Annotated in this window: 17 protein-coding genes and 1 riboswitch; of the genes, 10 read left to right on the top strand and 7 right to left on the bottom strand. The window is 58.2% G+C overall.

All coding sequences use genetic code 11. The annotated features are described in order from the left end of the window. Positions 1-335 precede the first annotated feature (335 nt). On the top strand, positions 336-728 hold the full coding sequence (locus tag ACLHDD_RS19740) for a hypothetical protein (protein WP_427105525.1): 393 nt from the start codon (positions 336-338) through the stop codon (positions 726-728). Positions 729-773: 45 nt separating this feature from the next. Here the strand turns inward: ACLHDD_RS19740 and ACLHDD_RS19735 are convergent, their stop codons facing one another. Together ACLHDD_RS19735 and ACLHDD_RS19730 are read right to left on the bottom strand one after the other, a co-directional pair. Continuing rightward, a complete protein-coding gene (locus ACLHDD_RS19735; protein WP_427105524.1) occupies positions 774-1247 on the bottom strand; it encodes a DUF1348 family protein in 474 nt (157 codons plus the stop codon). Between the two features lie 55 nt (positions 1248-1302). After that, a complete protein-coding gene (locus ACLHDD_RS19730) occupies positions 1303-1737 on the bottom strand; it encodes a 6,7-dimethyl-8-ribityllumazine synthase (protein WP_427105523.1) in 435 nt (144 codons plus the stop codon). 380 nt (positions 1738-2117) lie between these two features. Here ACLHDD_RS19730 and ACLHDD_RS19725 point away from each other — a divergent pair, with 380 nt between their 5' ends. Next, positions 2118-2825, top strand: a complete 708-nt coding sequence (locus tag ACLHDD_RS19725; protein ID WP_427105522.1) for a phage antirepressor KilAC domain-containing protein — start codon at positions 2118-2120, stop codon at positions 2823-2825. 125 nt (positions 2826-2950) lie between these two features. Here ACLHDD_RS19725 and ACLHDD_RS19720 read toward each other — a convergent pair whose 3' ends face one another. Then, positions 2951-3748, bottom strand: coding sequence for a MetQ/NlpA family ABC transporter substrate-binding protein (locus tag ACLHDD_RS19720; protein ID WP_427105521.1), 798 nt, complete (start codon positions 3746-3748; stop codon positions 2951-2953). A 263-nt stretch (positions 3749-4011) separates the two neighbouring features. Between ACLHDD_RS19720 and ACLHDD_RS19715 the strand changes: the two genes are divergently transcribed. Continuing rightward, entirely contained in the window at positions 4012-4395 is a 384-nt protein-coding gene (locus ACLHDD_RS19715) for a cupin domain-containing protein (protein WP_427105520.1), read from the top strand. A gap of 99 nt (positions 4396-4494) precedes the next feature. On the opposite strand, the gene ACLHDD_RS19710 is transcribed toward ACLHDD_RS19715, so the two are convergent. Then, positions 4495-5193, bottom strand: a complete 699-nt coding sequence (locus ACLHDD_RS19710; protein ID WP_427105519.1) for a substrate-binding domain-containing protein — start codon at positions 5191-5193, stop codon at positions 4495-4497. Beyond that, the gene (locus ACLHDD_RS19705; protein ID WP_427105518.1) at positions 5193-6242 is read right to left on the bottom strand and encodes an ABC transporter substrate-binding protein; all 1050 of its coding nucleotides are present in this window, start codon (positions 6240-6242) and stop codon (positions 5193-5195) included. Before ACLHDD_RS19705 ends, ACLHDD_RS19710 begins: the two co-directional genes overlap by 1 nt. A gap of 273 nt (positions 6243-6515) precedes the next feature. Beyond that, positions 6516-6614, top strand: a riboswitch (guanidine-I (ykkC/yxkD leader). Between the two features lie 87 nt (positions 6615-6701). Between ACLHDD_RS19705 and ACLHDD_RS19700 the strand changes: the two genes are divergently transcribed. The 6 genes from ACLHDD_RS19700 (at position 6702) to uca (ending at position 14443) form a co-directional block, all read left to right on the top strand. Then, entirely contained in the window at positions 6702-7727 is a 1026-nt protein-coding gene (locus ACLHDD_RS19700; RefSeq protein ID WP_427105517.1) for a putative urea ABC transporter substrate-binding protein, read from the top strand. 24 nt (positions 7728-7751) lie between these two features. Continuing rightward, positions 7752-8567, top strand: coding sequence for an ABC transporter permease (locus tag ACLHDD_RS19695; RefSeq protein ID WP_427105516.1), 816 nt, complete (start codon positions 7752-7754; stop codon positions 8565-8567). Continuing rightward, on the top strand, positions 8564-9349 hold the full coding sequence (locus ACLHDD_RS19690; protein ID WP_427105515.1) for an ABC transporter ATP-binding protein: 786 nt from the start codon (positions 8564-8566) through the stop codon (positions 9347-9349). The genes ACLHDD_RS19695 and ACLHDD_RS19690 overlap by 4 nt, the downstream gene beginning before the upstream one ends. After that, complete coding sequence (locus tag ACLHDD_RS19685) at positions 9346-10074, top strand: urea amidolyase associated protein UAAP1 (protein ID WP_427105514.1); 729 nt, start codon at positions 9346-9348, stop codon at positions 10072-10074. Before ACLHDD_RS19690 ends, ACLHDD_RS19685 begins: the two co-directional genes overlap by 4 nt. 10 nt (positions 10075-10084) lie before the next feature. Further along, positions 10085-10720: an urea amidolyase associated protein UAAP2 gene (locus ACLHDD_RS19680; RefSeq protein ID WP_427105513.1), complete on the top strand. Its 636-nt coding sequence runs from the start codon at positions 10085-10087 to the stop codon at positions 10718-10720. Between the two features lie 117 nt (positions 10721-10837). Continuing rightward, entirely contained in the window at positions 10838-14443 is a 3606-nt protein-coding gene (gene uca, locus ACLHDD_RS19675) for an urea carboxylase (RefSeq protein ID WP_427105512.1), read from the top strand. A gap of 64 nt (positions 14444-14507) precedes the next feature. Here the strand turns inward: uca and ACLHDD_RS19670 are convergent, their stop codons facing one another. Beyond that, positions 14508-15419: a LysR substrate-binding domain-containing protein gene (locus ACLHDD_RS19670; protein WP_427105511.1), complete on the bottom strand. Its 912-nt coding sequence runs from the start codon at positions 15417-15419 to the stop codon at positions 14508-14510. A gap of 99 nt (positions 15420-15518) precedes the next feature. Between ACLHDD_RS19670 and ACLHDD_RS19665 the strand changes: the two genes are divergently transcribed. Next, entirely contained in the window at positions 15519-16292 is a 774-nt protein-coding gene (locus ACLHDD_RS19665) for a HalD/BesD family halogenase (protein WP_427105510.1), read from the top strand. A 40-nt stretch (positions 16293-16332) separates the two neighbouring features. On the opposite strand, the gene ACLHDD_RS19660 is transcribed toward ACLHDD_RS19665, so the two are convergent. Next, positions 16333-17259, bottom strand: coding sequence for a LysR substrate-binding domain-containing protein (locus ACLHDD_RS19660; protein ID WP_427105509.1), 927 nt, complete (start codon positions 17257-17259; stop codon positions 16333-16335). Positions 17260-17292: the final 33 nt, after the last annotated feature.

Raw genomic sequence — 17292 nt, 5'->3', positions numbered from 1 at the left:
CCGGGATAAACCCGGGGATGAACCTCCACTATGAACCTGATCAAAATAAAATGACAGGGGCAAAGTCGATTAAATAGTTGTCGCTCAATCATCTGCAGAAACGTATAAAAAGCCTGATACAGCGAGAGAAATCAGGCAGATCAGCAGGTTGAATTGCATTTTCAGACATGAGAAAAAGACTGTGTATATATTCAGTAAAGAAACTTTACGTATATTGTCACAACAGGTTTTCCCGTCAGACATTTTTTAAGAGCATGCTGACTGATTCCCCCCTTACTTCCGGCAGGTTACCCGTTAAAATAGACCGTTCTGATAATCAGGAGAATGAGTGCCCAATGCGTTATCGTTTTACTCTCGCCGTTGTGACGGCTGCTGCTGTTTTGACCGGTTGTGCGAAACATGCTCCTGTGGAAGCCACCGATGAATTTGCGGCTGGCCCGACGCAGATTGATGTCTCACATATTAAGACCCGTGCAGATGATGGCTCCAGCGTTTTCCTGACAGTCGATGGGAAAGAGGCTGGCAAACTGCCAAATGGTGAAAGCAAGCTGCTGCATGTTACTGCAGGCAAACACCAGGTTGGCGGATATGTGGCGACGCTGTTTGGCCTGGGCAAAGTAACAATTGCGCCGATTGAAGTGACCACGTCACCGCAGGATGTCAAAAAAGTGGCTTATACCGTGACCCGCAATAAAGCCGCCTTTGTTGAAAGCAAAGAGCAGGGCTGATTAAGCGCTGGCGGAGAGCAATGCTCTCCGCTGAACAGGCCACAATTATAAGCCAAGCTCGCTGAGTGAAGGATGGTCGTCAGGGCGACGCCCCTGAGGCCAGTGAAACAGCCGTTGCGCTTCACTGATTTTCAGGTCGTTGATGCTGGCAAAACGCTGCGTCATCAGACCCTGCTCATCGAATGCCCAGTTCTCGTTGCCATAAGAGCGATACCACTGTCGTTGCCCGTCATGCCATTCGTAGGCAAAACGTACCGCAATCCGGTTCTGATCAAAAGCCCACAACTCTTTTATCAGTCTGTACTCCTGCTCCCGCTGCCATTTTTGCTGCAGAAAGGCGATAATTTCTGACCGGCCAGTCAGAAAGGTATCACGATTGCGCCACTGACTTTCCACAGAGTAGGCCAGGGCGACCCGTTCTGCGTCGCGACTGTTCCAGCCATCTTCGGCCAGTCGCACTTTTTTAATCGCCTGTTCAGGCCGCGTGAAGGGCGGTAAAGGCGGACGGGATTGTTCCATCGTTTTCTCCATAACGGTGCTGATTAGCACCGTATCAGTCTGAGTCAGTCGACAGTCAGAGTTCGAGAGCGTGAATCTGACAGACAGCCCGCGCCGCTTCCTGACCTTTTTTCACGAAGTGTAGGGTATAGAAGTCGATAAATTCGGCGGAGGGCTGGAAGTTATGCGGCGTGAGCGACACTGAGAAGACGGGCACGTTGGTCGCCAGCTGCGCCTGCATCAGACCACTGACCACTGCCTGGGCAACGAAATCGTGGCGATAAATTCCGCCATCCACCACCAGGGCTGCACAGACAATCGCATCATATTTGCCGGTCTGCGCCAGACGCTGCGCCAGCAGCGGCATTTCGAAAGCGCCCGGCACGTCCCATGTCCTGATCTCACAGGTCGCTCCGCGACTTTCCATTTCCTGTTCAAAGCCGGTCAGGACCTGTGAAACGATTTCGCTATGCCAGTTAGCTTTGATAAAGGCGACTTTCAACGGCTGCATGACGTACTCCAGTAAAAAGATAATATCCAGTTGTAACGGGCCAGAGTAGCTTTCTGACCCCGAATCGAAAAGGGCGTCTGACAGGCCGGTAACCTGCTGACTGCCTTCACTATACTGCAATGTAAAGAGTCTGTGTCCATGATTGTTATCTAATGTGAATGACTGAAGTACGGATCTGCGCCGTCAGAGCAGTTTGCACGGTCTGAAAACGGGCCGTATTGCCCCTCTGAACCCCAAAGCCGCCCTCTTTTCCTGTCATTTGCGGGACAGGTTCCGGTTATGCAAGTGGTTAAATAAAACACTGGATATATGAACAGGTAGTTGTATAATAATTGGACTGCCCGCCGGGTACTGGTCACGTTTTAGTGAGGGGTGAACCCATGATGATTTCGACTGAAAGCCTCAAATCTCTGGAACAATCGGTCACAATGAGCAGCCGTGAACTGGCTCAGATGACCGGCATCACACACGGAGAAGTGAAGCGGTTAATTAAAAGTCTGGAAACAGCGCAGCGTCTTTCCCAGCCACTCAACGTCAGTGAGTATGAGCGGGAAGGTGAAGTGCGTCAGGAGTACCGCCTGAACAAGCGTGATTCGCTGCTGGCCGTCGCTCGCCTGTCACCGGGATTCACCCCTGAAGTGCTGGACCGCTGGCAGGATCGGGAAAAAACCAGCCATCTTCCTGACTTTACTAATCCTGCCGAAGCAGCGCGTGCCTGGGCGGAACAGTTTGAACAGCGCCAGGCCGCAGAGCAGCAGCTGGCACTGTCGGCACCCAAAGCCGCGTTCTTTGATACCTTCGTTGAGGTGGATGGCGCGCTGGGTTTCCGACAGCTCTGCAAAATGCTGAAAGCCAAAGAGCCGGAATTCCGTCAGTTCCTGCTGGAACGCAACATCATGTATCGTGCGAAGGGCACCCTGACGCCGCAGCATTATCACCTGCAGGCGGGCTACTTCACGCTGCACACCGGCACGGGTGAAAACCAGCATGCGTTTTCTCAGGCGCGCTTCACGTCAAAAGGGGTGAAATGGGTCGCCAGCTTATGGGCTGGTCATCTCTCTGCGCAGCCGAAAGGGGCAGCCGCCTGACTGCGTACTGACCCGACGGTGCCGTGCCGGGCTGACGTCGCTGCTTAATCACCAATAGCCGTCACGAGGACACAAAAAAGGCCGCAACACGGTTGCGGCCTTTTTCGATCCGTAAAGAGGCGCGCTTACCACCCTTTGATAGCGTCACCTTTGTAGACTTCATCGGCTTTCGCCGCCACTTCCGGTGACTGCAGCGCTGCTTTCAGCTTCTGAATTTTATCGCTGTCTTTATTATCTTCGCGCGAAACCAGTGCGTTCACGTAAGGCGATGAGGCGCTTTCCATAAACAGGCCGTCGCGGTGTGCGGATAATCCCGCCTGAGCAGAGAAATTCGTATTAATAATCGACAGCGTTACGTTGGGATCGTCCAGCGTGCGGGTCAGCTGTGGGGTGTCCACTTCAACCAGCTTCAGATTCTTAGGATTCGCGGTAATATCCAGCGTAGTCGGTAAATAACCTACGCCCTCTTTAAGTTTAATCAGACCCTGTGCCTGTAATAGCAGCAGGCTGCGTCCCAGCGTTGTGGCTTCGTTAGAAATGGTGAGGGTGGCGCCATTCTGCAGTTCGCTGATGTTCTTGATCTTGTGCGAATAAGCCGCAATCGGGAAGACGAAGGTTTTACCGACCACCGCAAATTTATAACCGCGCTCTTTGGACTGCGACTCCAGATAAGGCAGGCTCTGGAAGGCGTTAGCATCCACTTCTTTGTTATTCAGCGCCTCATTAGGCAGCACATAATCATTGAAGTTGAGCACCTCAACATCAAGTTTGTATTTATCTTTTGCAACCTGCTGAACCACCTGCCAGATCGCCTCATCCGGCCCGGTATTAATGGCAACTTTGACTTTGTTATCGTCATCTTTCGAGCAGGCAGATAATAATAAAACAGAACTGGCGAGTAATGCCGTAAACAGACCTTTCATTATCAGAAATCCCTCAGGTAGTAGATGATTTCAAAGATAATACAGAACGGACAGGTTGCGAACTCGCGCCGGGATATATCTTATAACCGCAAGGCCATTATCGCGCATAAAATAACCAGCGGTGTCGTCAGCCGCTATTTCCCATGACTAATTAATGCGGCCAGACAGTAATAAGTTGTCAGGACAGCAGGTCTGTCACCGCCATTTCTTCTAAGCTTACTTCTCATTCATGACCGGCACGCTTACGGAAAACAGGGATTATCATGTCAGAGCAAAAGAACGAAATTAACGCCGTTGAGGTGATGCGCAGCAGCCAGGCCTGGAACGGCGAGGTGATTGATGCTTATCCCGCTGGCGAACCTGAACTGACCGTGATGCGGCTGTCGCTGCCTGCCCATACCTCGCTCCCCTGGCACACTCATCCGATGCCCAATGCAGCGTTTATTCTCTCCGGCACCCTTATCGTCGAAGACAAAGAGAGCGGCGAGCAGCGCACGTTTCAGGCAGGTGAAGCTTTTAATGAAACCGTTAACAGCGCCCACCGGGGCTACACGCTGGAAGCACCTGCGGAACTGGTAATCACTTATGCGGGCGTAAAGGGGCAGGAACTGAGCGAACCTTTACCGGGCGAGCCAGAGGAGTTCTGAGGCACCCGTTCCGGGCCGGTAACCCTCTGGTGAGCGATTATAGTTCGCGCACGATGCGAGCCACGGGCAGGATGCTGGCGTAATGTGATGAAGATAGTTTTATGTCCCGAACACACGGCCAAAGCCCGCTTTGCAGAAATGCATTTGCGCCCGTTCTGACACCAGAAAATCGGCCAGCTGTTGCGCTTCAGGCGCGATGATTGCGTAACAGTAATGCGCTACCGGGTTAAATTCAGGCGGGATCGCCATGACCGTCAACCCGGCAATCCGGCTCAGCGCCACCCGATAGCTGGCGTAGCCGATGAACAGATCGGACCGATCCTCCAGAATCAGCCATTCTGCCGCCAGCCTGCCGGGCGGTATCGGGGGCGAGTGGCGCCCACCGACTCGTGCTCTTGCCCGCTGACGCACCGCTTCGCCTGCTTTTCCCATCCGCGAAAAGAGCTGCTGCGCATAGTCACCCGCGGGATCGTCAACGGGCGTGGAGGTGGCGATCCGCAGCCTGTCACGGGTCAGCAGAGTGAACCAGTCGTCGCCCGCCTGAAGCCGGTCGCTGCGTACGGTCAGGCAGAGCGTATTGGTGGCAAACGTCTGAGTCGCCAGCGCCTGACCCGCCTGCCGCAGCGGCTGCACATGCGCTTCGCTGGCCGAAACGAAGAGATCGCAGGGCATGCCCGCTTCGATCTCTTCACGCAGCAGACCGGCCGGGCCAAACCGGGTCTCCACCGGCATCGGGAAGCACGCCATCAGCGCGGGCCAGACCGGTTTCAGACTGCCTGCCGCCGCAACCCTGAGCATCAGTCCGTTGCCTGCCAGCCGGTGCGATAGAAACGCTGATACCACTGATTGGCCAGCCTGGTCATATCCACATCCTGAAATTTCTGCGGATAGAGTTTTTTCGCCATCCACAGTTCCCCCAGCCCCATCGCTTCCGGCATCGGATAGCCCCAGGCCTTGGCGTAATCCGGCATCAGAAAAACGCGGTGGTGTTTAACCGCATCGATGGGCTGCCATTGCGGGGATTGCATGATCGCTTTCACCACAGCGGGATAGCGGTTCTGCACAAAAATAACCTGCGGGTTCCAGCTGATCACCTGTTCCATCGACACCGTTTTAAAACCCGTTATTGTCGTGGCGGCGACATTGACTGCCCCCGCATGCTGCATCATCAGGCCGGTGTATTTACCCGCACCATAAGTAGTCAGTGCCGGATTCGCCATATAAGCGCGAATACGTTTATCCGCCGGGATCGCCTTCAGACGATCACGGACAATCTGCTGGCCCTCGTCGGTGGCCGCGATCAGCGCCGTGGCGTCTGCGGGCTGATTGACGATGTCACCGATGAGCGTAATGCCTACGCGCAGCCCCCGTTCGTAGGCGGTTTCCTCGTCGCTCATCGTCGGGTTCATTCTGGCTTGTTCACCGGGCCGATCATGTCGCAGAGAGATAGCCACCACCGGAATACCCAGGGCGCTGATGCTGTCTATCATCGCCTGCGGCGCATAGTTGGTGACAAACACCACCTGCGGATGCAGCGCCACCAGTTTTTCCGGATCGACGTGCGTCAAATCGCCAAGCGTGGCTTTCTGGTTCAGTTCCGGCGCCAGACGGGCGTAGCCTTCGCCCAGCTCCTGTTTCCAGTTCGCCATTACCCCGACAATCTTATCGGTAGCGTTCATCTGTACCAGCAGATTCAGGGTCTGATGCTGGAGCACCACAACGCGATCAACATGGTCAGGAATGGTAACCTGACGGCCAGTCTGATCGGTAATCTGACGCGACGCCTGAGATGAAAGGGGAAGAAGACCCAGTAAACCGAGTGTGCATGCCTGCCAGAAACGCTTCATTACTGCTCCTCAAATTTCGTTATGCACGTAATTATATAGCGAAGGAGGGAGGGCGTCACGGTTTGCCGCCCTTTTCAGCGGCGGTCATTGTGACAGAGTGAGACAGCAGGGACGCCCTTACAGGGCACTGATTATGTGCAACGCGCGCGGCTGGCTCACCATCCCGGTGCCTGGCGACGCCTTATTTTTTTAAACCATTGATTATATTAAGTTAAAAACCTGGTACGCCAATTGCACTGTATCTGACAGTAGGCGGCGTAAGACATGAGATCATCAATAGCTGGCTAGGGTTCCGGTTCACGCAGGTGAATGTCTGGTCCGAGAGCTGGCGACCTCTGCGAGGTTACACGGCGGGACAAAAGCCCGGGAGACAGCGGCACCATCTGGTGTCCTGCGCTGCTCCCTTTTTTGTGCCAACCAGAGGTTAACCATGAAGAAATCCCCCTCCTGACGCTTGTTATGTCGCTGGCGCTGCTGGTCAGCGCCCCCGCGTTTGCCGCGGCGAAAAAAGAGTTCAACATCTGCTGGACTATCTATGCGGGCTGGATGCCCTGGGGCGCCATCAGCAATGAAAAGATCATTGATAAATGGGCCAGCAAATATGGCATCAAAATTCACATCACCCAGCTGAACGACTACATCGAGTCGATCAACCAGTACACGGCAGGCCAGTTCGACGGCTGCACCATGACCAATATGGATGCCCTGACCATTCCGGCGGCTGGCGGCGTTGACTCCACGGCGCTGATCACCGGCAGTTATTCTGACGGCAACGATGGCATCGTGCTGAAAGGGACCGGTAAGAAACTCAGCGATCTGAAAGGGATGTCGGTCTACCTGCCTGCGCTGTCGGTCTCTCACTATCTGCTGGTTCGGGGGCTTGAGAAGGCCGGACTGCAGGAGAAGGATGTCAAAGTGGTGAACACCTCCGATGCCGATATCGTTTCGGCCTTTGGCACCAGCGGCGTTAAGGCGGCCGTCGCGTGGAATCCACAGCTGTCGGTGATCAAAAAGACGCCGCAGACCACCGAAGTCTTCAGCTCCTCCGCCGTACCGGGTGAACTGATCGACATGATGGTGGTGAATACCGACACCCTGAAAGAGAACCCTGCGCTGGGCAAGGCGCTGACCGGGGCATGGTTTGAGATGATGGCGAAAATGCAGGCCGGTGATAAGCAGGCGCTGAGCGCGATGGCCGCCGATTCGGGCACCGATCTCGCCGGTTATCAGGCTCAGCTGAAAACGACCCACCTGTTCCCGACGCCCGCAGAAACCACCACCTTTGTCAGTTCGCCCGACCTGCCGAAAACCATGCAGCGCGTCGCTGCGTTTTCCTTTGATAAAGGCTTACTGGGCGAGGGTGCGCAGAGTGCCGACTTCATCGGGATGCAGTTTCCTGGCAATGTCACTGTCGGTGATCCTGCCAACATCAGACTGCGCTTTGACGACAGTTATCTGAAGATGGCCGCCGCGGGCAGGCTCTAATCACTGACCCCGGGAGTTCAAGCCATGCGCCATATCAACCGCTATCCCCGCCAGGGCATGCGCCTGACACTGATGCTATTACCTTTTGTGCTGCTGGCCGCCGCCTGGTTTATCAGTTCTGCGGTGCGCCTGGAGGCGAATCCGCATGACAAGCTGCTGCCTGGCCTGTCGCAGATGATTGCGGCCATTGATCGGATGGCCTTTACGCCTGACAAGCGCAGCGGGGAATTTCTGCTGTGGGTGGATACCTGGATCAGCCTGAGCCGCCTGCTGACCGGACTGGCGATCTCGTCGCTTATCGGCCTGTGCATCGGTATCGCGGCGGGTGTCTTCCCCATGAGCCGTGCGGCGCTGTCGCCCTTTATGACCGTGGTGTCGATGATCCCGCCGCTGGCGCTGCTGCCGATGCTGTTTATCGTCTTCGGGCTGGATGAGCTGTCAAAAGTGATGCTTATCGTCATCGGCATTACGCCGATGCTGGCGCGCGATCTGGAGCAGCGAGCGCGGGAGATCCCCGCCGAGCTGTTTATCAAAGCGCAGACCCTGGGAGCCAACAGCTGGACGGTGGTGCTGCGCGTCGTGTTGCCACAACTGATGTCACGGCTGATCACCTCGCTGCGTCTGCTGCTGGGTTCGGCGTGGCTCTTCCTGATCTCCGCCGAGGCGATTTCCGCCACGGCTGGTCTGGGCTATCGCATCTTCCTTGTGCGCCGCTATATGGCGATGGATGTCATCATCCCTTATGTCATCTGGATAACGCTGCTGGCATGGCTGATGGATCTGGCGCTGCATCAGCTGCATAAGGCCTGTTTCCCCTGGGCGGAAGGAGGCCGGGAATGAGTTTTATCGACATCAAAAATATCTGGCAGGAATATGGCGACCATGTGGTGCTGGAGCGTATCAACCTGCAGGTAAAAGAAGGAGAGTTCTGTTCGCTGGTGGGTGCCTCCGGCTGTGGAAAATCGACTTTTCTGCAGCTGCTGCTCGGGCAGGAGAAGCCAACGCGTGGATCGATCACGCTGGACGGTGCGCAACTGCCCGCCGAACCCGATCGCAGCCGTGGCGTGGTCTTTCAGCGCTATTCCGTGTTTCCGCACCTCAACGTGCTGGATAACGTCGCTATCGGTCTTGAACTGCCCGCTTCGCCGTTTCTGGGACGGCTGCTCGGCGCCCGGAAACGCCAGGCCCGCGACCGGGCAAAAACGATGCTGGAGAAGGTCGGGCTGGGCCATGCGCTCGGCAAATATCCGGCACAGCTCTCAGGCGGTATGCAGCAGCGACTGGCGATTGCCCAGGCGTTTGTGATGCAGCCGCGCGTGCTGCTGCTGGATGAGCCCTTTGGCGCGCTGGATCCCGGCATTCGCAAAGATATGCACGCGCTGCTGCTTCAGCTCTGGAGCGAAACCCGCATGACGGTGTTTATGGTCACCCACGACCTGGCCGAGGGCTTTAATCTCGGCACCCGGCTGCTGGTCTTCGACAAAGTCCGCCTCGATCCTCAGGCCCCGAATGCGTGGGGCGCGCGGATTACTTACGACATTCCGCTCAACGAGACCCGGCTCTCCCAGCTGGCGACCGGCACGCATAACAACATTTATCCGATTAAGGAGATCGCCCGATGACCCCACTGTTTCACTCCGCCCCGGCCCTGCGCGACGAGCGGCTGCCGGGTGGCGCCCATACCTCACTGATTCTGCGTAAAGGGCAAATCCTGCGCCTGACCGATATCGACGGCGGCGCTAACGTCAGCATGATGATGCTCAATCCCCACGAAAAAAGTGAGCGCCTGAACCTGCCGGACACCCTGAAAGGGCAACACACTGCGCGGCTGACACGAGGACACTGTTTCTACTCCGATATGGGCCGTGTTATGGCGGCGATCGTCGCCGACAGCTGCGGCTGGCACGATCCCTTTGGCGGCGTGCTCAACGCGGCTGAGACGCGGGAGAAGTATGGCGCAGGGCGCTATCAGGAGCTGCGCAACGGCTTCTATCGCAACGGCGCGGACAATCTGCTGGTTGAGATGGGCAAATGGGATCTGGATCTGGCGGATCTGCTGATGGTGGTTAACTTCTTCAGCCGGGTCACGGTGGATGACGCGGGCCGGTTTGCATTCAGCCCGGATAACAGCCGTGCGGGCGACTACGTGGAGCTTTATGCGCCAATGGATGTGCTGCTGATCCTCACCGCGCTGCCGCATCCGCAGGATCCGGCAACGGAATACAACCCGCGCCCGGTCCAGCTGAGCTGGTATCAGGCCGACGACAGTCAGGCCGTGACGGACGCCATGCTTACGCGCGATGAGAACCAGCGCGCATTTCAGAACACCCGCTTTTTTGCCCTGTAAGGAGGCTGCCATGTCCCTCATCCACTCTGAACGTTCTCCCGAAGAGGCGTGCTATCGCCATCAGATCCCGGCGGGCGAGCCGTGGCTGTTTGAAGTCAGAAAGGGCCAGACGCTGCGCCTGCTCGACCTCGAAGGCAATCAGGCGATCGACACCCTGTTTTATAACGCCGACAACCCACGTGAACGATACGATCCTCAGCGTACGCTGCGCCGTCAGGGAAACGTCTATCTGACCACCGGCAGCGTGCTCTATTCAAACCTGGGAAATCCGCTGCTGACTATCGTCGCCGACACCTGCGGTCGTCACGACACCCTGGGCGGCGCCTGCTCGCAGGAAAGTAACACGGTGCGCTACGCCCAGGATAAGCGCTACATGCACAGCTGCCGCGATAACTTTCTCTGCGCCTGTCTGCACGATGGTCGCCTGCACAAGCGCGATATCGGCGCCAACATCAATTTCTTCATGAATGTGCCGGTCACGCCCGAAGGGGGACTGACCTTTGCCGATGGCCTGTCCGCGCCCGGCAAATATGTGGAGCTGGTGGCGGCGTGTAACGTGATGGTGCTGATCTCCAACTGTCCGCAGCTGAATAACCCCTGTAACGGCTGGAACCCGACGCCCGCCGAAGTGCTGGTCTGGAACTGAGAGGCACCATCCGCTGAACATACCGCCCGCGCGTTTCCTGCGCGCCGGTCAGCCCCGGGGACGACCCCAGGGAATATCGACTGTGGCGGGACGACCCGCCTCCCTGAGAGTTCGCTTATGTTTGATACCTTACTGATTGCTAACCGCGGCGCGATCGCCTGCCGCATTCTGCGCACGCTGCGTACTATGCAGGTAAAAGGCGTGGCCGTTTACGCCGAGGCCGATCTGAGCAGCTTACATGTGCGTGAAGCGGACAGGGCGATCAGCCTTGGTGACGGACCCGCAACGGACACCTATCTGGTGAGCGAAAAAATCATCGCTGCCGCCCGGCAAAGCGGGGCAACGGCCATCCATCCCGGCTACGGATTTCTGTCAGAGAACGCCGCATTTGCCGAAGCGTGCGAGGCGGCGGGGCTGGTTTTTGTCGGCCCCACGCCGTCGCAGCTGCGAACCTTCGGCCTGAAACATACCGCCCGTGCGCTGGCAAAAGCTCAGGGCGTGCCGCTGCTGGAAGGCAGCGAACTGCTGGCAGATATTGACGAGGCCTGTCGCGCAGCGGAAGAGGTCGGCTATCCGGTGATGCTGAAGAGTACGGCGGGCGGCGGCGGCATCGGGATGCGCGTCTGTCGTGATGCACAGGCGCTGACTGAGGCGTTTGAAACGGTGCGCCGACTGGGTCAGAACAACTTCAGCGACGCCGGGGTATTTCTGGAAAAATATATTGAGCGCGCCCGCCATCTCGAAGTGCAAATCTTCGGCGACGGCAAGGGTGAGGTGATCGCGCTGGGCGTGCGTGACTGCTCGGTGCAGCGGCGAAACCAGAAAGTCATCGAAGAGACCCCGGCGCCGAACCTGCCAGCCGGTATGGCGGAGGCGCTCTGCCAGGCCGCCATCGCGCTGGGAAAAGCGGTGAGCTACCGCAGCGCAGGTACCGTCGAGTTTGTCTATGACAGCACGGCGCAGCAGTTTTATTTTCTGGAGGTCAATACCCGGCTGCAGGTTGAACATGGCGTCACGGAGCAGGTGTGGAGTGTGGATCTGGTGCAGTGGATGATCGCGCTGGCCGCGGGCGAACTCCCTGCACTCCGCACGCTGGCTGCCACGCTGACGCCGCAGGGCCATGCGGTGCAGGCGCGCCTCTATGCGGAAGATCCGGGGCGGCAGTTCCAGCCGTCGCCAGGGCTGCTGACCGACGTTTTTTTCCCGGAAAGCAGGGATCAGACCCTGCGAATCGACCGCTGGGTGGAAGCGGGGTGTGAGGTGCCGCCCTTCTTCGACCCGATGCTGGCAAAAGCGATCGCCTGGCGGCCCTCCCGCGACGAGGCCATCGCCACCCTGACGCAGGCGCTGGCGGAAACCCGTCTCTATGGCGTTGAAACCAACCGCCGCTATCTGCAGCAGATTCTGGCTTTCGAACCCTTTACCTCCGGCGAGCCCTGGACGCGCTGCCTGGAGCAGCTCCGTTATCAGGCGGCGACCTTTGAAGTGATCAGTGCGGGCACGCAGACCAGCGTTCAGGACTATCCGGGCCGTCTGGGTTACTGGGCGGTCGGTGTGCCGCCATCGGGCCCGATGGACGATCGCGCCCTGCGGGCGGGCAACCGTCTGCTGGGCAATCGTGAAGGGGATGCCGCGCTGGAGATCACCCTTAACGGACCTGCCCTCAGATTCAACACAGCAATTGAGGCGGTAGTCTGCGGTGCACCGCTCAGCGTCACGCTGGACGGGATCGCGCAGCCGATGGACACCGTTTTCACCATTATGTCCGGTGCGACCCTGAAGCTGGGTGCGATTACCGGCGCGGGTGTCAGAAGCTATCTCTGCCTGAGCGGCGGTATTCAGGTGCCGGACTATCTGGGCAGCAAAAGCACCTTTACGCTCGGTCAGTTTGGCGGACACGCCGGACGGGCGCTGCGCAGCGGTGATGTGCTACATCTGGCCCCCCGAGCCACGTGCGCGACCGGGGCGGAACTGCCTCCTGCACTCCGCACCCGTCCCGGCGCGCTGCGGACGCTGCGCGTGATCTATGGCCCACACGGTGCGCCGGAATTCTTTGCGCCAGACTACATAGAGACGTTCTTTGCCACGCACTGGGAGGTTCACTTTAACTCCAGCCGCACCGGCGTGCGTCTGATTGGCCCCAAGCCAATCTGGACCCGCGACAGTGGCGGGGAGGCCGGGCTGCACCCCTCAAACATTCATGACAATCCCTACGCCATCGGCGCGGTCGATTTCACGGGTGACATGCCGGTAATCCTGGGGCCGGATGGGCCAAGCCTCGGCGGGTTTGTCTGCCCGGTCACGGTTATCGAGGCTGATCTGTGGCAGGTGGGTCAGCTCAAAGCGGGCGATAAAGTACAGTTTGTGGCCGTGGATATCCCTGTCGCCCGGCAGCTGGCCATCGCCCGTCACCGGGAACTGGTCACGCTGCAGCCGCAGGAAACACACTGGCAGCCTGCGCCGCTGACGTCGCCTGTGGTGATGAGTTACGGTGAGGCAGATAAGCGTCTGGTGGCCCGTCTCTCCGGCGATACTCATCTGCTACTGGAAGCGGGCGAGCCGGAGCTGGATCTGGTGCTGCGTTTCCGTATCCACGCGCTGATGCAGGCGCTGGAGGCACAAGCCCGCGATGGGATTATCGATATCACCCCCGGCATTCGCTCGCTGCAGATTCACTTCCGGCCGGAAACCCTGATGCCGGAAACGCTGCTGACCTGGGTGCGTGGGGAATGGGAGAAAGTCTGCCTGAGTGACGATCTTCAGGTGCCCTCGCGCGTCGTGCATCTGCCCCTCTCCTGGGACGATCCCGCCTGTCAGCAGGCTGTAGAGAAATATATGACTACCGTGCGTCGGGACGCACCCTGGTGCCCGGACAATCTGGAATTTATCCGCCGTATTAACGATCTGCCAGATAAACAGGCGGTCTGGAACACCGTTTTTGATGCCCGCTATCTGGTGATGGGGCTGGGCGATGTCTATCTGGGCGCGCCCGTTGCCACGCCGCTGGATCCCCGTCATCGGCTGGTCACCACCAAATATAATCCGGCCCGCACCTGGACAGCGGAAAACTCGGTGGGTATCGGCGGCGCCTATCTGTGTGTGTATGGCATGGAGGGGCCGGGTGGCTATCAGTTTGTCGGGCGTACGCTGCAGATGTGGAATCGCTATCATCAGGTCGCTGACTTCGATGGCAAACCCTGGCTGCTGCGGTTTTTCGACCAGATTCGGTTTTATCCGGTTTCGGCCAGTGAGCTGCTGCAGATCCGTCGCGATTTTCCGCTCGGTCGCTCTCCGCTGCAGATCGAACACTGTACGCTGCGGCTTGCCGAATATCAGGCTTTTCTCGCCCGCGAAGCAGAGAGTATCGACGCCTTCCGCCAGCATCAGCAGAGCGCGTTTAACGCGGAGCGCGACCGCTGGATCGCCAGCGGACAGGCCCATTTCGACAGTCAGGAGGCAATAGCCGAAGAGGGCGGCGAGATGCCGCTACAGCCAGGCGAGCAGGGTGTCGAGAGCCCGATCTCCGGCAATCTATGGCAGGTGCAGGCTACGGCGGGCAGCCGGGTGCGGGCGGGAGACATTCTGGTCGTGCTGGAGTCGATGAAAATGGAGATTCCGTTAATCGCGCCGTGTGACGGCATCGTCCGGCAGTTGAACGTGCAGCCGGGCGGCGCAGTGCGTGCAGGGCAGCGGGTAGCGGTGATTATTGAGGATAATGTGTAACGCAGCGTGACAGGGTCACGTTATCACCCTGAACCCGCCAGAAGCAAGCGGCGGGCGCAGGGCATCACGATGATGCTTTTCCGGCCAGGCTGCCCAGCCAGTCGATCATCGCCGCACTGCCTGAACGTTCCCGCGTGCGTGGCGGCCAGGCGAGGTAATAGGGTTTGCTTAACGGCAGACTGAGTGGGTCTGCCACGACCAGTTCGCCGCGCGCCAGTTGCGGCGCGATCAGGCGTCGCTGTCCGAGCAGCAGTCCGGCGCCTGCGACGGCCGCGTCAATTGCCAGCGAGGTAAGATTGAAACTGAAACCCGGCTGCGGCAGCGGCTCGTCCATGCCTCTGGCCTGAAACCAGCTGCGCCAGTCCGGCAAAAAACGGCCCTCATGTCCCCAGTCCAGATGGATTAGCGGCGCATGGCTGAAGATCGCCTCCGTGGTAAAACGCGCCAGCAACGCAGGGCTGGCGACCGGCAGCACCTCGTCATGAAACAGCCACTGTTTTTCGAGCTGCGGGTAACGATCGTCGCCAAAACAGAGGACAAAATCCACCGGCATCGCCTGAAAATCGACCTGCGCATGCGTGCCGTGCAGCGCCAGATCGACATCCGGGCATCGCTCCCGCCAGCTCGCCAGCCGGGGCATGATCCAGTTTGACGCCAGCGCCGGCAGGGCATAGATCGTCAGTTTTGGCGCACGAACCGCATCGCGAATGTTCTGCTGGCCGAGATGCAGAATATCAAAGGCTTCGGTAACGTAGCGCAGATACTCTTTTCCGGTTTCGGTCAGCACCACGCCACTCTGCGTGCGCAGAAACAGGGCGCTGCCGAGCTGCTCCTCCAGCTGGCGGATCTGCTGGCTGACTGCCGCTGGCGTCAGCGCCAGCTGGGCGGCTGCTTTGGCCAGGCTGCCCATCTCGGCAGCAACTTTGAAGGCGTGTATCACGCTGATTTTTGGCAACCTGGGTAATCTGGCTGGCATTAACGCTTCCTTATGAGAGCAGTAAATTTTTATCGTTACATCGCTTCGCGGACGAAAGATAGAGTAACACCACACCTGCTGATAATGAGAAATGATGCTATGAGCGATGCACTGGTTCGTCTCGATCTCCATCCGCTGACCGATCACGGCTGGCGTCAACGCTGCCGTGAAGCGTTAAACCACACAGGCGCGCTGGTTCTGCGTCAGTTTTTACAGCCTCAGGCGCTGGCGGCGATCATCGAAGAGGGGAACGCACAGCGTCATCTGGCTTATCACACCCGCAGCAGACATAACGTCTATCTGATGAAGCCGGATGCGGCGTTCAGCGATGCCCATCCGCGAAACCGGGAAGTGGTCAGCACCAAAGGCTGTATCACCGATGATGTTATTGCTGCCGGGTCGCCGCTGCGCCAGCTCTACAATGATGCGCTGTTTAAAAGCTTCCTGTGCGATGTGCTGGGTGAAGCGGCGCTCTATCCTTATGCCGATCCGCTCTCGTCAATCAACCTGCACTATGCGTCTGATGGCCAGGAGCTGGGCTGGCACTTCGACAACTCCTCCTTTGCTATCACTTTACTGGTGCAGAAGCCGCTGGCGGGTGGGGTATTTCAGTATGTCAACGATCTGCGTGATGCCGATGCGGGTGAGATGAATTTTGACGGCGTCAGCGCGGTGCTGGATGCACGCCAGCCGGTTAGTGCGCTGGCGATCGATGCCGGCGATCTGGTGCTGTTTCGTGGCCGCAACGCCCTGCATCGCGTTACGCCGACAGAGGGTGAGGTAACGCGAATGCTGGCCGTGCTGGCTTACAATACGCAGCCCGGTATCGCGCTGTCGGAAACTGCGCGGATGACTTTTTACGGCAGACTCTAACTTGCACCGATGCGCGCCGACCGCGGTCAGCGCGCACGTGTTACTCCTGTGGCTGTGCGCCGGGGATTGCGCGCCGGAGGAAATCGACAAAGGCCCGGACCCTGGCGGAGAGATGCCGGTTCTGTGGGTAGAGTATTGAGAACTGCCGCGAGCGCCCGCCATAGTTCTGCAGGACTTCGGTCAGGGCGTTTCTGTAGAGGGCAGATTCGGCGATGAAGTGATAAAACTGGAACAGCCCGCCTCCCGCCACCGCCCAGCTGACCGCGCCCAGAACATCGTCAGAGACGCTGCAGGGACTTCTGACGTTAATATCGACAGGCTGCCCGTTTTCATCGCGAAATTCCCACGGCATCGGTTTGCCCGAGCTGGGCAGAATAAACCTGATGCAGTCGTGTTGGTCCAGATCGCCGAGCGTGACGGGTCGGCCCCGGCGACGCAGATAATCCGGTGAGGCAAAAATCCCCAGCGTCGCGTCCTCCAGTTTGTGCGCAATCAGGCTGGAATCCTTTAGCGTCCCCAGACGAATAGCGAGATCGAACCCTTCGTCCACGAAATCGATGACCCGGTTGGCAATACTGATATCGAGTTCGATCTGCGGATGCTCTGCCTGAAAGCGTGGGAGCAGGGGAAGAAGACGATGATGCGCGTAAGGCGTGCCGACGCTCACCCGCAGGCGCCCGCTGGGGATCTTCTGCGTGCCGGTAATGACCCGTTCGGCTTCTGAAATCTGCTCCAGCGCCTGCTGACACTGCCTGTAGTAGATCTCACCTTCGTTTGTCAGCCTGATGTTTCGTGTCGTTCTGGCAAAAAGCCGCACGCCTAGCCGGGCTTCGAGACGGCTGATCGATCGACTGACCGACGCGGGCGTCAGGCCCAGCAGCTCTGCGGCAGCGGTAAAACTGTGCAGCTCGGCCGCTCTGCAGAAGAGTTCGATACTGCCCAGCTGAACGGGATCGAAGCTTCTCATTTGTTCACCTGTGTAACAAGTCAATTACCTGAA

Source organism: Pantoea sp. NSTU24, assembly GCF_050157905.1.
Lineage (GTDB): Bacteria > Pseudomonadota > Gammaproteobacteria > Enterobacterales > Enterobacteriaceae > Pantoea.
The sequence above is the reverse complement of the archived record's forward strand: the minus strand, read 5'-3'. Positions and strand labels throughout refer to the sequence as shown.

What these genes read in the sequence shown, in the direction of transcription:
- ACLHDD_RS19730 (WP_427105523.1), bottom strand. Translation starts at nt 1,737, where the DNA reads ATGCAGCCGTTGAAAGTCGCCTTTATCAAAGCTAACTGGCATAGCGAA.
- ACLHDD_RS19680 (WP_427105513.1), top strand. Translation starts at nt 10,085, where the DNA reads ATGTCCCTCATCCACTCTGAACGTTCTCCCGAAGAGGCGTGCTATCGC.
- ACLHDD_RS19670 (WP_427105511.1), bottom strand. Translation starts at nt 15,419, where the DNA reads ATGCCAGCCAGATTACCCAGGTTGCCAAAAATCAGCGTGATACACGCC.
- ACLHDD_RS19735 (WP_427105524.1), bottom strand. Translation starts at nt 1,247, where the DNA reads ATGGAACAATCCCGTCCGCCTTTACCGCCCTTCACGCGGCCTGAACAG.
- ACLHDD_RS19710 (WP_427105519.1), bottom strand. Translation starts at nt 5,193, where the DNA reads ATGCTCAGGGTTGCGGCGGCAGGCAGTCTGAAACCGGTCTGGCCCGCG.
- ACLHDD_RS19715 (WP_427105520.1), top strand. Translation starts at nt 4,012, where the DNA reads ATGTCAGAGCAAAAGAACGAAATTAACGCCGTTGAGGTGATGCGCAGC.
- ACLHDD_RS19705 (WP_427105518.1), bottom strand. Translation starts at nt 6,242, where the DNA reads ATGAAGCGTTTCTGGCAGGCATGCACACTCGGTTTACTGGGTCTTCTT.
- ACLHDD_RS19660 (WP_427105509.1), bottom strand. Translation starts at nt 17,259, where the DNA reads ATGAGAAGCTTCGATCCCGTTCAGCTGGGCAGTATCGAACTCTTCTGC.
- ACLHDD_RS19725 (WP_427105522.1), top strand. Translation starts at nt 2,118, where the DNA reads ATGATGATTTCGACTGAAAGCCTCAAATCTCTGGAACAATCGGTCACA.
- ACLHDD_RS19695 (WP_427105516.1), top strand. Translation starts at nt 7,752, where the DNA reads ATGCGCCATATCAACCGCTATCCCCGCCAGGGCATGCGCCTGACACTG.
- ACLHDD_RS19740 (WP_427105525.1), top strand. Translation starts at nt 336, where the DNA reads ATGCGTTATCGTTTTACTCTCGCCGTTGTGACGGCTGCTGCTGTTTTG.
- ACLHDD_RS19720 (WP_427105521.1), bottom strand. Translation starts at nt 3,748, where the DNA reads ATGAAAGGTCTGTTTACGGCATTACTCGCCAGTTCTGTTTTATTATTA.
- uca (WP_427105512.1), top strand. Translation starts at nt 10,838, where the DNA reads ATGTTTGATACCTTACTGATTGCTAACCGCGGCGCGATCGCCTGCCGC.
- ACLHDD_RS19690 (WP_427105515.1), top strand. Translation starts at nt 8,564, where the DNA reads ATGAGTTTTATCGACATCAAAAATATCTGGCAGGAATATGGCGACCAT.
- ACLHDD_RS19665 (WP_427105510.1), top strand. Translation starts at nt 15,519, where the DNA reads ATGAGCGATGCACTGGTTCGTCTCGATCTCCATCCGCTGACCGATCAC.
- ACLHDD_RS19700 (WP_427105517.1), top strand. Translation starts at nt 6,702, where the DNA reads ATGTCGCTGGCGCTGCTGGTCAGCGCCCCCGCGTTTGCCGCGGCGAAA.
- ACLHDD_RS19685 (WP_427105514.1), top strand. Translation starts at nt 9,346, where the DNA reads ATGACCCCACTGTTTCACTCCGCCCCGGCCCTGCGCGACGAGCGGCTG.